This is a genomic window from Thalassotalea sp. ND16A (assembly GCF_000764205.1).
In the GTDB taxonomy this organism is placed as follows: Bacteria; Pseudomonadota; Gammaproteobacteria; order Enterobacterales; family Alteromonadaceae; genus Thalassotalea_A.
The window spans coordinates 85,648-99,630 of sequence record NZ_JQDZ01000030.1 but is presented as its reverse complement, the minus strand read 5'-3'; the positions used below and the strand labels follow the sequence as shown (position 1 = coordinate 99,630).

The 13,983-nt window shown below is 43.5% G+C and carries 8 protein-coding genes; 1 reads left to right on the top strand and 7 read right to left on the bottom strand.

What is annotated here, in order from left to right:
• Positions 1-221 precede the first annotated feature (221 nt).
• The 7 genes from ND16A_RS13940 to ND16A_RS13970 form a co-directional block, all read right to left on the bottom strand.
• Positions 222-1,808, bottom strand: a complete 1,587-nt coding sequence (locus tag ND16A_RS13940; protein WP_033076635.1) for a glycogen synthase — start codon at positions 1,806-1,808, stop codon at positions 222-224.
• An 80-nt stretch (positions 1,809-1,888) separates the two neighbouring features.
• Positions 1,889-2,707, bottom strand: a complete 819-nt coding sequence (locus ND16A_RS13945; RefSeq protein WP_052072898.1) for an alpha-D-glucose phosphate-specific phosphoglucomutase — start codon at positions 2,705-2,707, stop codon at positions 1,889-1,891.
• Positions 2,708-2,719: 12 nt separating this feature from the next.
• Entirely contained in the window at positions 2,720-4,975 is a 2,256-nt protein-coding gene (gene glgB / locus ND16A_RS13950; RefSeq protein ID WP_033076634.1) for a 1,4-alpha-glucan branching protein GlgB, read from the bottom strand.
• A gap of 108 nt (positions 4,976-5,083) precedes the next feature.
• A complete protein-coding gene (gene glgC, locus ND16A_RS13955; protein WP_033076633.1) occupies positions 5,084-6,349 on the bottom strand; it encodes a glucose-1-phosphate adenylyltransferase in 1,266 nt (421 codons plus the stop codon).
• An 89-nt stretch (positions 6,350-6,438) separates the two neighbouring features.
• Positions 6,439-8,901, bottom strand: a complete 2,463-nt coding sequence (locus ND16A_RS13960; RefSeq protein ID WP_052072897.1) for a glycogen/starch/alpha-glucan phosphorylase — start codon at positions 8,899-8,901, stop codon at positions 6,439-6,441.
• Positions 8,885-11,011, bottom strand: coding sequence for a glycogen debranching protein GlgX (glgX, locus tag ND16A_RS13965; RefSeq protein WP_081945486.1), 2,127 nt, complete (start codon positions 11,009-11,011; stop codon positions 8,885-8,887). The genes ND16A_RS13960 and glgX overlap by 17 nt, the downstream gene beginning before the upstream one ends.
• A gap of 167 nt (positions 11,012-11,178) precedes the next feature.
• Entirely contained in the window at positions 11,179-11,475 is a 297-nt protein-coding gene (locus ND16A_RS13970) for an isoamylase early set domain-containing protein (protein ID WP_033076632.1), read from the bottom strand.
• 326 nt (positions 11,476-11,801) lie between these two features.
• Here ND16A_RS13970 and malQ point away from each other — a divergent pair, with 326 nt between their 5' ends.
• Positions 11,802-13,973 (top strand): 4-alpha-glucanotransferase, encoded by a 2,172-nt coding sequence (gene malQ / locus ND16A_RS0118870; protein WP_052072895.1) that lies wholly within the window; start codon positions 11,802-11,804, stop codon positions 13,971-13,973.
• The last annotated feature ends 10 nt before the right edge of the window (positions 13,974-13,983 follow it).

Below are 13,983 nucleotides of genomic sequence, written 5' to 3'. Positions count from 1 at the left end.
CCAAGCCAAAAACAAACACCGTCTTATCTTGACAAATCAAAATTCTTGACTCACCCTTAACTCAAACGCTTGAGGTGACTATTCAAAAACCTTGGTGGATATTGTTAGTCGGAAACATCAGACATTAATCAGAGGCTTCGGCATGAATGTTCGAACAAAAGATGAAAAAACAGAATAAAAAGAATAAGTGCTCAGCTCTAGCCAGGCAAAGCAGAGTATGATTAATTGCTATATAAATATTTAAGGTAATCTTCGGCGACATCACGCCATAAAAACCTGGATTTAAAGGCATTGGTGGAAATCGTGTTCCACGCTTTTGGATTGTTCTGTTTTTTGTCTAATACTGACTGAAAACAACGAAGCATATTTTCAGTCTGGTGCTGAGGACTATCGCCATTAAAAGTAAAACCATTTTTATCATGGTTAATAGTATCAGATAACCCCCCAACACTATGGGCCAGGCAAGGTTGTCCCGCTCGCATTGACAGCATTTGGCTGATACCACAAGGCTCAAATGAACTTGGCATTAGAAATAGATCACCCGAGCTGTACATGTTTTCAGATAATGCTGCAGAGTAGCCTTTGAGAAAAATAAAATTCGATTTTTTCGCTGCTATTTGGGTCAAGAAGTTTTCCAACTTTGAGTCACCACTGCCTAACAGGATGAAAACACCGGCATCACCTAAAATCGTTAATAATTGTTCTAACGCAGTTTCACCATTGCTCATTCGTTGATGAAATAATCTAACTTTTTGGTCAGTAATTCGTCCCACCGAAGTCAATACTAACGGGTGAGTTTTGATTTTTTGACTGGCGAGTTGTTTTATCCGCGTCATCGCAATTAAATGAGCACTATCCACCAATGGTTTATTGGCTAACCATTTCATTTGCTCTTGTTCACAAAGCTGCATTAACTCAGTTAAAGGTAAGCGCTTAACCGTTTTCTCCGGGTACTCACAGCCATTTAATATGCCGTGTAATCGTCCGGAGTCAGCACAGTAGCGTAAATCATCTTCTAAACCTTCACCGCCAAAATATCCTTGTTCACTGTTGCTCGGTATTAGAATTTCTTTTGCATAGGTCGGTGACACCGCGTGCACTTTATCCGACAAATTAATCCCAGCTCGCATCGGGTTGAAACAATGCGGATACCGAGGATCATTAATTTTATCTTGTTGATAAGGCAAATTAGGAAACCAGGCTTTTAATGACGACTCATCATCATCAATAGGTCTAATGCCTTGCAACGCTAAATTGTGAATGGTGTAGACAGTTTTTATTGATTGTAATTGCTGATATTCAGGATCATAGGCCCGTAGTACTGACACCATTGCCGCATGCCAGTCATGCAAATGCAATACATCAATGTCACCAAAGACCTGGCTAATAATGGCTTTAGCGAGCGCAGCACTGAATAATGCAAACTTTGTCGCATCGGTTGCAAATGGCCGGTTGTCGGGATCATCACAGTAAATTTTTCCGTTGCCACCCATGGCAAACAAAGGATGTTCAATGACCCATTGAGTTACCTTGCCTTGAGAACCAGCTTTTGATCCGCTTAATGCATCATCCTGCTTAATTTTAAAAATATCAATCGATTGCTGCTGGCCAGCAAACATCACTTGCAACGAGCTGATATGTTGAGCCCCTGGTAGCTGAGAAAAACGGCCGTAGCCCGGCATAACCACATCAACCTGCTGACCGATATTGGCCAATGCCAGTGGGATATCACGTACTACATCAGCAATGCCCCCCACTTTACCACCAGCTAACGCGTCATTTTCCGCAGCAGCCATTAATATTTTCATCGTGCACACCCTTTATTGTCTTTTATATTAAGTAGTAAATTGATTTTACATTATTTATTAGCCGTTTTACCCTTATGTGATCACATCGGGTTTATCCCTGCCGGTAAATTGTTTAATCGCTGCACCAGTTGATGGGCATGAACCAGGTTAGGATCAGGGTGTCCACCACCAAAATCGGTTAATGGCACTTCATTAATGACAATTTCTGTCGGCGCCCCTAAACGATTTTCGAGTATTTCTTTCGCGTATGGGCCATTAACGGCATGCATCGCATCAAAGCACATACGAAAGTTGCCCTGAGTAAACAAAGATTTCATTAAATCAAAATCAAACATCGACTCCATTAAATCGGCGTAATCGCTTACCGGATCAATCACTTTAATTTTGCATTGTGCAACTTGAGTTGTGCTGAATGTATCAAGATCAACTTCGTCGGTATCGACCTTTAGATAATGTTCTATGCTCAGTGTCTGTTGAAAAATGGCATCGGTGAGTGTTTCTGCTGCTGGGCCACCGTTGTCGCCATTAAATTTGATGCCAAAATCTTCCTCTGGACCACCTGGGTTATGGCTGGCCGACAAGATAATGCCACCACAGGCCTGATATTTTCTGATCACACAAGAAGCGGCTGGCGTTGATAAAATTCCGCCCTTACCTACCAGTATTTGAGCAAAGCCATTGGCGATTGCCATGCCGATGATGATTTGTATTGCTTCGCGATTATAGAATCGGCCATCACCGCCCAGTATCAGGGTTTTACCAGTACAAGGCGCAATGGTATTAAATACCGCCTGCACAAAAGTTTCCAGATAAGCTGGTTGTTGGAATTGCCTCACTTTTTTTCTTAAACCCGAGGTGCCCGGCTTTTGGTCGGTAAAAGGTTGAGTTTTAATTTGCATTATGGGTTATCCTTAAAAATTTGCTTGCCATTCAAAGATCATCGTCGCTAATGGCGGTATAGATAGCGTAACTTGATGGGGTTGACCAGCATAGGCTTGACTGTGGGAGCACACACCGCCTTCATTACCCACATTGCTGCCGCCATATTTACTACTGTCGGTATTTAAACACTCACGATAAAAACCAGCTAACGGTACACCGATACAATACCCCTGGTAGCTTGTCGGGGTAAGATTGACAACCACCAATGCCGGTGCCGTGCCTGCTTTGCCTTTGCGCAAATAAACCAATATTGACTGTTCACTATTTTGCGAGTCTAGCCATTCAAAACCACTGCTGTCGCAATCAAGTTCTGACAAGGCAGGAATACTAAGGTAGGTATGGTTCAAGTCTTTGATTAACAGTTGCACACCTTCATGCTTTGCCTCTTCTAATAAATGCCAATCCAAACTTTGATCGTGGTTCCACTCGTTACGTTGGGCAAATTCACCGCCCATAAACAGCAATTTTTTGCCCGGGTGAGTCCACATAAAACCATAGTAGGCACGCAGGTTAGCAAATTTCTGCCAATCATCCCCTGGCATCTTGTTCAGCAACGAGCCCTTACCATGCACGACTTCGTCATGACTTAATGGCAAAACAAAGTTCTCGCTAAAACCATAAACGATACCGAACGTCATTTCATTATGATGATGTTGGCGATGTATGGGGTCGCGTTCCATATACTTTAAGGTATCGTTCATCCAGCCCATATTCCATTTAAAACCAAAGCCGAGACCGCCGCCATCGACAGGTTTTGAGACCCCTGGCCAGGCGGTCGACTCTTCCGCGACCATCATCACCCCGGGGTAATTGCCATAGGCTCGGCGATTGACTTGTTGTAATAATTCAATCGCTTCTAAATTTTCTCTACCACCATGAATATTCGGCAGCCATTCGCCCTCTTCCCTGCTGTAATCTAAGTACAACATCGAAGCTACGGCATCTACGCGTAATCCATCGATATGGAATTGGTCTAACCAATAAATGGCATTACTTAATAAATAACTTTGTACTTCCTGGCGACCATAATTGTATATCAAGGTTTTCCAGTCCGGATGAAAGCCTTTTCTTACGTCTTCATGTTCATACAGGCAGGAACCATCGAGTTTTCCGGTGCCATGGGCATCCGTGGGAAAATGTCCGGGCACCCAATCCAATAACAGACCAATCCCCGCCTGATGGCAACAATCGACAAAATATTTGAAGTCATCAGCACTGCCAAAACGAGAGGTAGGGGCAAACAGTCCGACCGGTTGATAGCCCCAGGATCCGTCAAATGGATACTCACTTACCGGCATCAGTTGCATATGGGTAAATTCCATTTCAACCACATAGGGGATCAATTGGCTGGCCAATTCTCGATAAGTTAAATAGCTATTTTGCGATGACGCATTATGATTTGCCGCGGTGCCACTGCGATCACATCTCCGCCATGAGCCTAAATGTACTTCGTAAATTGACACCGGCCCCTGATAATGATTCGATTCGGCAGTTCGTTCCGCCAGCCATTTCTCATCTTGCCATTGGTAAGCGTGACTGTGCACAACTGTTGATGCCGTCTCAGGCGGGTGTTGCATGGCAAATGCGTATGGGTCTGCTTTTAGTGGCTGAATTTGACCATCTCTGCCGACAATTTCATATTTGTATGTGGCATGGTCAGCGACGTTGGGGATAAAAATTTCCCAAATGCCTGCCGCCGGATGTTTGCGCATCACATGGCGTCTGCCATCCCAAAAGTTAAAGTCACCGACAACGGAAACACGTTTGGCATCCGGTGCCCACAAAACAAAATGAGTGCCGTTAACATTATCAACTTCGCGCTGATGAGCGCCCATCCATTGATATACGTGCTGATGTGTGCCTTCACAAAAAAGGTACAGATCGTTGTCATTAAGTAGCGCCGGATAACGGTACGGGTCTTCGACAATAACCGTTTCATCTTGATAAGCGACCCGTAAATGATAATTAAAGCAATTGCGTCGGCGACCTAATGGTCCTTCAAAGAGCCCTGAGTCATTGACTAAAGCGAGTGCTGCAACATTTTTACCGGTGTTGTTATCGATTACGTCAACGCTAATGGCGTCAGGTAAGAATGCTCTTACAATTAAGCCTTTACCCTGTGGGTTCTGATGCATGCCCAAAATAGAAAACACATCTTCATGTTTGGCTGTCGTTAACGCCACGACTTCTACATTACTTAACAAGCTAATGGCCTGGTTTTTCATGGTTTGTTCCTAATTAACTTATTTTGATCACAACAATTACCCTAAAAATTTACGGATAATTGTTATTTTTCAAAACATTACAACTCAATGGTAAGTTATTAATGGATTTTATTTTGCGGCCAGGTCACGGAGCATGGCAGGAGTTACCAACACCACACCTTTATCGGTCACTCGAAAGCCATTTTGGCGATCCATTGCATGATCAACACCAATATCCAAACCCGTGGGGATTTGGCAACCTCTATCAACAATCGCTTTGATCACTTTACAACCTCGGCCAATATCCACTTTAGGCAAAATAACGGATTCTTCAATATGGCAATAGGAATTCACCCGCACTTGCGAAAACAACAAGGATTTTTTCACCATTGAACCGGAAACTACGACGCCACCGGATACCGTTGAGTCAACGGCCAGACCTCGTCGGTTGTCTTCATCGAAAATAAATTTTGCCGGCGCGGTTTGCTCTTGATAGGTCCAGATAGGCCAGTTTCTATCGTACATATCTAGCTCTGGCTCAGGAGAAACTAATTCCATATTGGCTTCCCAAAACGAATCCAGCGTACCAACATCGCGCCAATAAGGTTGACGAACAGAATCTGGATCGGTGAACGGAAAGGCGTATACTTTATGCGATTCAATGATTTTCGGAATAATGTCGTTGCCAAAGTCGTGGCTTGAGCCTTCTTGTGCGGCATCCTGTCGCAATTGCTCAAACAAAAATTCGGTGTTAAAAACGTAGTTGCCCATTGACGCTAAGGTGATACCCGGTTTGCCGGGAACTTCGGCAGGGTTAGCCGGTTTTTCATCGAATCGACAAACACGACTGTCTTCATCTACGGTCATCACTCCAAAGGCCCCTGCGGCTTCGGCTACAGGCACTTCAATACAACATACCGTCATGTCTGCGCCGCTGGTTACATGAGACGCCAATAATGGCCCGTAATCCATTCGATAAACGTGGTCACCGGATAAAATCATCACATATTTTGGCATTTCACTTTTGATAATATCCATATTTTGAAAAACCGCATCGGCAGTACCGACATACCAGCCGTCACCATTTTGCTGTGACGCTGGCAATACTTCAATTGATTCACCTAATTCTTTTTTAAAGTGACCCCAGCCACGGTTAACATGACGTATTAGCGAGTGCGACTTATACTGAGTAGCAATGCCGATTTTTTTAATACCGGAATTAATACAGTTCGATAATGGAAAATCAATGATCCTGAATTTACCACCAAAATAAACGGCGGGTTTTGCCCGTCTATCGGTTAATTCGTATAAGCGAGAGCCTCTCCCTCCCGCTAAAACCATTGCATATGTTTCTCGAGTTAAATTACTGATGTTACGATTTTCATACTTGGGCATAACGCCTCCTTTACACACATTATTTAACAAACACTAATCACCACATTGCTTCTACCAAGTAAATGAATCAAATTGGTATCAGAATAAAGCTATAGTTTCCATATTTCATCTCGATACTGCCTGATCGTATGATCACTCGAAAACACACCACTGGCCGCAGTGTTTAAAATACTCTTTTGGGTCCACAACTGTTGATCTTTATAGCATTCATCGACACGACGTTGCGCCTGGAAATAACTGTCAAAATCATACGCGGTTAACCACATATCTCCGGGGTCACGAATCGACTCAATGATCGAGTCGTAAATGCCCGGTTCAAACAAATTAAAGTGACCACTTTCTAACAACTGCATCACCGCCGATAAGGTTGGCGAGTTTGCAATTATTTCATTCGGTTGATAGTTTTCTCTTATGCCTGGAATTTCATGGGCCTCTGCACCAAACAGGAAGAAATTATCTGGCGCAACCGCATCACGAATTTCAATATTGGCACCATCAAGGGTGCCAATGGTGAGCGCACCGTTCATCATGAATTTCATATTACCGGTGCCCGATGCTTCTTTGCCGGCGGTCGATATTTGTTCAGACAAATCGGTTGCCGGGCAGATGATTTCCATCGCCGATACGTTGTAGTTCGGGATAAACGCGACTTTTAGGTATTTGGCTACTTTCGGGTCTAAGTTGATGGTATCGGCCACATTATTAATTAATTTAATAATTTGTTTGGCCATGACATAACCGGGGGCAGCTTTGCCGCCAATTAGCACACAACGTGGTGTTATGTCAGCAGTATCGCCCTTACGAATGCGGTCATACAAACCAATAACATGCATAATATTGAGCAACTGACGTTTGTATTCATGAATACGTTTTACTTGCACATCAAACATCATATTAACGTCAAAGGTTACCCCGGTTGCTTCCTCGACCAGGTCGACCAATGCCGCTTTGTTATGTTGTTTACTGTCACGCCATTTTTTCTGAAAGGCTTTATTATTGGCAAATTCACTCAGCTGTGACACTTCGGCAAAATCTGCGACCCAATTGCGGCCTATTTTACTTGAGATCAGCGCAGATAAACTTCTATTGCAATGCGATAACCAACGACGAGGGGTTACCCCATTGGTTTTATTGTTGAACTTTTCCGGCCATAACTGATAAAAGTCGTTAAATAGCCCTGCTTTTAATAGTTCGGTGTGTAGCGCCGCAACACCATTAACGGAATAACTACCGACAATCGCTAAGTGCGCCATTCTTACTTGCGGCTCATGCCCTTCTTCGATTAACGATAAAGCACTCTGTTTTTGACTATCCCCGGGCCAACAAACGGCGACTTGTTGCAGAAAACGCGCGTTTATTTCATAAATGATCTCTAAGATACGTGGCAGTAAGTTTTCAAACAAACGAACCGGCCACTTTTCTAGCGCTTCCGGCAGTAACGTATGATTGGTATACGCCATGGTTTGCGAGGTAATGGCCCAGGCATCATCCCAGGGAATACTGTAATCATCCATCAGAATGCGCATTAACTCAGCGACCGCAATACTGGGGTGAGTATCATTCAATTGGTAACTGTTTAGCGCAACAAACTTATCGAAGTTTTTACCATGTGATTCTACATAAAGATTAATGGTGTCTTGTAACGATGCCGAAGAGAGAAAATACTGTTGACGTAAACGCAGTTCTTTGCCATTTTCACTACTGTCATTTGGGTATAACACCATGGTAATTTGTTCAGCGAGGTTCTTTCGTGCTACCGATTCGGTGTAACTGCCGGCGTTAAATTCATCAAGATCAAACTCATCGGTCGCTTCCGATTTCCACAACCGTAAGGTATTGACAATACCGTTTTGATAACCGGGGATCGGCATGTCATATGGCACCGCCAAGACATCATGGGTATTGTTCCACTGACGGTATTGCTGGCCATCTTTTTTCGTGATAACGTCGACATGACCAAAAAATTTAATTCTTATCGCTTTTTCCGGCGCTGCTATTTCCCACGGATTACCGTTACGTAACCAGTTATCCGGATGTTCCACTTGCTGGCCATTTTTAATTTCTTGATTGAACATACCGTATTCGTAACGAATGCCATACCCAATGACCGGCAGCGCTAAACTCGCACAACTGTCTAGAAAACAAGCGGCTAACCGCCCTAAACCACCATTGCCTAATCCGGCATCATGCTCCGCTTGCTCAACATCTTCTAAATCACAGCAATATCCTTCGAGCGCTGCGCGAACCGTATCATCTAAGTCTAAATTCAAGATGGCATTGTTGAGGGTGCGCCCCATGAGAAACTCAAGTGACATATACGCGACACGGCGTTGCCCTGCTCTTGCCATTCTGGTTTTTCGCCACTGAGAAACTAAGTGATCACGAACGGTAATGGCAAGCGCGTTATACAGGTATAGATGTGACTCTTGCACCTTGTCTCGACCTAAAGAAAAATGAAAATGTCGAGCTAAGTCTTCGGCAAAGGTGTGCGCATTCATTAATACACTGTCATCTGACACCGTAATTTCGCAGAGGTTATTGTTTTTGTTCATCTGTGGATAATTCCTGGTTTTTATCATTAAAATCACCATTTAATAAAACAATGGTTGAAAAAGGCGCCATGGTAATTTTACGTTGCGCTGGAATGCGGCGGATTTCATCTTGGTTGGCACTGGAATTGGTATCGATCATTACCTGCCAATGTTCGATGCCATCTATTGCTGGCAGTTGAAATTCAATTGGCTCATTTCCTGCGTGAAAAAGGCACAACAGTTGTTCCGATGAAGTGCTCTTTTCCTGTATCAGGTACCCTAAGGTGGCCGCATGATGAGAATGCCAATGCTCTTTGTGCATAGGAAGTCCAGAACGATGAAACCAGACAATATCGACTTGTGAACTGTGGTCATCCTTATGGATAAACTTTCGATAGGCCAACATCGGCACACGTGCTCTTAATTGGCTCAAACTTGCGACGAAGGGGGTGAGTTCATCGGCATACAAGCTTTTTTCATCCCAATTTAACCAATTGATCTCATTGTCCTGGCAATACGCATTGTTATTCCCTTTTTGACTACGGCCCAATTCATCACCGGCAAGTAACATCGGCACGCCCTGCGAAAGCATCACGGTGGCGAGCATATTTTTAATTTGCCGTAAGCGCAGCGCTAAAATATCGGTGTCTGTGGTCTCGCCCTCAATGCCATGGTTATGTGAAAAATTATCCGAATGACCATCCCGGTTATTTTCACCATTGGCCTCATTGTGACGCTGTTGATAACTGACTAAATCATGCAAGGTGTAGCCATCGTGGCTACAAAGAAAGTTGATACTGGCATAGGGTTGGCGGCCACTGTGTTCAAAAATATCACTGGAGCCGTGAATTCTACGGGCAAATTCCGGCAACATGCCCTTGTCACCGCGCCAATAACGCCTGATGGTATCACGGTATTGATCATTCCACTCAGACCAGGGAGCAGGAAAACCACCCAGTTGATAGCCTCCAGGACCAATATCCCAGGGTTCGGCAATGAGTTTTACAGTGCTTAGCAAAGGATCTTGTAAAATAGCATCCAAAAAGCCATTACTTTTATCAAACCCCTGCACTTCACGCCCTAAAATCGGCGCTAAGTCGAATCTAAATCCATCTACGCCCATGACTTGCACCCAATACCGCAGACTATCCATGACCATTTGTAAAACCCGGGGGTGACTAATGTTCAGGGTATTACCACAACCGGTATCGTTGATATAATAGCGTTGCTCGGTAGGGTTTAAACGATAATAAGAGCTATTGTCTATGCCGCGAAAACTTAACGTTGGTCCTAACCAGTTACCTTCGCAGGTATGGTTGTAGACGACATCGATTATCACTTCAAAACCGGCTTGATGCAGTTCATCAACCATACGTTGAAATTCAACTATCTGCTTTTGATTCAGGTAATCTTTATGGGGAACAAAAAACGCTAATGAATTGTAGCCCCAATAGTTCGAAAGATTTTTGTCCGTTAAAAACTGCTCTGAGACAAATTGCTGAACCGGCAATAATTCTATGGTGGTGATACCAAGTGCGCGGTAATGGGCGATCATTGCGGGATGACTGATGCCTAAAAAAGAGCCGCGCAATTGTTTGGGTACTTTATTGTTTAGCTCAGTTAACCCTTTAACATGACCTTCATAGATCACCGTATTTTGCCAGGCAACAGGCACTCGCGGTAAACGTGGCGCCGAGGGCTCAACCACAACCGCTTTAAACATCACATCGGCATTGTCTCTATCATCGAATGATAAGTCTTGTTTGGGATCATTAAGCTTGTAGGCGAAATGGCGGTCAGACCATGAAAATTCTCCGGCTAAAGACCGCGCATAGGGATCGAGTAATAATTTATGATGGTTGAACCGATGACCAAACTCTGGCTGATAAGGCCCATACACCCGATAGCCGTAGACTAGACCGGCTTTCGCGCCTCGAAGATAACCATGCCAAACTTGATGCTCGCACAAAGGCAAAGCAAAGCGCATTAATTCTTGATGACCATGCTCGTCAAAAATACACAATTCAATTTTTTCTGCGTTCGCCGAAAATAATGAAAAGTTTACCCCGCCATCATCGAGAGTTGCCCCTATAGGGTAACCTCTTCCGGGTTCCATTCTATATCGTTCCATGTATTTCCTATATACAACAAGCTAATTACCTTTGAATTATCAAGCATGAACACTCAAAGTAATGAAAGCGCTTCCAATGACAGTATTCCATTGAAAGTCATAGTGCCATTAAAATATGAGGTGAAATAAAAAAATTAACAATTCTTTCATTTCACCTCACCTTCAGCCTAACTTGAGATTGTTACCACACTATTATCACTACCGAATTCATTGGCCAGGTATTGATCGGCTGCATGATCATTTTCCCACTCGGCGTTATCTAATAAGTAACGAAATTGATAGCTACCACCTTTCGGCAATCTTACTCTGGTTTTAAAACTCTGAGATTTTTTGATAAATTTCATTTCAATCGCTTGCCAGTCATTGAAATCGCCGTACAGTGACACAGATTTCACGTCATTTCGTGCAAATTCAAATGTCACTTCCGCTTCATCTTTGGTTTTAAAGTATTTTTTTGTAAGCATGTTATTCTCCATTAATCATGTATTAATCATTATTAGGTGCAGACCCTGCTTTGTATCGGTGCAAAAAATTAACAACCTGGTATTAGCACCAATAGTGAACTTTATTCGTTTAAAATAGCCGATTATTTGTCGCCATACACTAGACTTAGACGACTGGCCTTTTATTTTTAACCATAAAATAAACCAAAAAACAATAACGTTATTTAGTTACAAAAACAGTTCTGAGAAGCTGTTATTTTAGCGTTTTATTTGTTAAAGTCCAGCCAAATGTAATTTTATTACATGTTACATGTAATTTTATTCTATTCGTGATAAGGGAATTCAAAATGAGTTTAGTTCAGCAACTGGCCGAGCAAGTCGGTTTTTATTCGAGTTATACCGGAACATTTGGTGATCAAGTTGTGGCCAAAGAGCAAGCGCAACGCGCGTTATTAACCGCTATGGGTTATCAATTAGATGAAGGCTCATTGGTTAAGTCCGTCAATGACTTAGATAAAAGCCCATGGCGAAATATGTTACCCGCTGTCCATATCGCTAAACTCGAGCAACAGCAACATTTCATCAAGATTAGTTTACCGAAAACAGCAGCTGACATTTTAACCTGGCAGATCATCACTGAATTAGACGTTGAAATGACCGGCAGTTTTCACCTTACTGACCTACAACTCTTCGATGAAATACAACTCGATGATGTGCAATATTGTCAGTACCAACTGCCCTTACCTGCCCTTGCGCCCGGCTATCATCAACTGACGATTAGCAGTGGTGGCAATACGGCTAATTGCCCGCTAATTTTTGCCCCAAAAACCTGTTATAGTCACCAACAAGCCAGTGAAAATAAAATATGGGGCTACACCGCTCAACTGTATTCACTGCGTAGTGAGACGAATTGGGGGATCGGCGATTTTACCGATTTGAATAGTTTAATCGAAAAATCCGCAGAGCAAGGCGCGTCGGCCATTGGCATCAACCCGTTACATCCGCTGTATCAGAACAATCCGGCACATCGAAGCCCTTATTCGCCATCGAGTCGATGTTTTTTGAACCCTTTGTATATTGACGTTACTGCCATTGCAAACTTCGCACAATGTGAAAAGGCGCAAACCCTCGTTAATAGTGTTGCCTTTGGAGACAAAATTACTCAGGCTAAGCAGTCTGAGCTCGTCGATTATCCAGCCGTCGCTGAAATCAAATATCAAGTTATCGACCTACTTTTTGAAGATTTTTGCCATACAAGTGCCACGTTGTACGCTACTGAGGCAGAAGAATTCGCGCAATTTAAGCAGCAACAAGGGCAAGATTTATTTCGCTTTGCCACATTTGATGCCTTGTATGAGCACTTTCGTGCCATCGATGAAGGTGCTTATGGCTGGACCCATTGGCCGAAAGCTTATCAACAACCGCATAGTGAGAAGGTTCTTGCCTTTCAACGAACACATGCGCACCGCATAGAGTATTTTTGTTTTGTCCAGTGGCTGGCGCATCGCCAATTAAACGCGGTTAAACAAACGGCACAGGCTAAAAATATGCCTATCGGCTTGTATCTTGATTTGGCTGTGGGTTGTGATGGCTCAGGCGCCGAGGTATGGTCTGATCAAGCGTTATATGTTGCTGGTGCATCTATTGGCGCGCCACCCGATGGCATGAATCCATTGGGACAAGGTTGGGGGTTAACACCGCTGAACCCGGTTGAGTTGCAAAAACAAGGATATCAGCCCTTGGTGAAAGCACTCCGTTGCAGTATGCAATATGCCGGTGCATTACGCATTGACCATATTTTAGGGTTAATGCGTCAATATTGGATAGCTCCTGGAATGCAAGCGGATGAAGGGGTTTATATTACCTTTCCTTTAGCCGATATTCTCAGTGTGATCGCGTTAGAATCCGTTCGTAACAATTGTGTGGTGATTGGCGAGGACTTAGGCAACGTTCCCGATGGATTTAGCCAAACCATGCAAGATTCTGGGCTGTTATCATTCAAAGTACTATTTTTTGAACGTTGGCAGACAGGTTTATTCAAACGTCCCGAGGAATTCCCGGTGCAATCCATGGTTACGGTATCTACCCATGATACCGCCACGTTGAGTGGCTGGTGGCAAGGACGAGATTTACAATGGCGTCAAACGTTAAACTTGTATCCCAATGAAGAAGCGGGTGATCAAGACAGAAATTCACGAAGTGGCGATAGACAAATGCTGATTGCCGCATTAGACGACTTAAATGTGATCGATATGGCGAAAGCACCTCAACAAGACCCCGCAGTAATGAATACTGAATTGAGTATAGCTGTACAAAAGTACTTGGCGACGGCGCCCAGTCATCTGCAATTAATTCCCCTTGAAGATGCTATTGAAAGCCAGGAGCAAGTTAATATTCCAGGTACAATTGATCAACATCCGAATTGGTTACAAAAATTACCGGTAACTCTAGAAAATTTTTGGCACACGAATTCGGTAAGGCAAATTGCTCAGGCAATGAATAAAGCGAGGCCCAAGTAGATAAATTAAC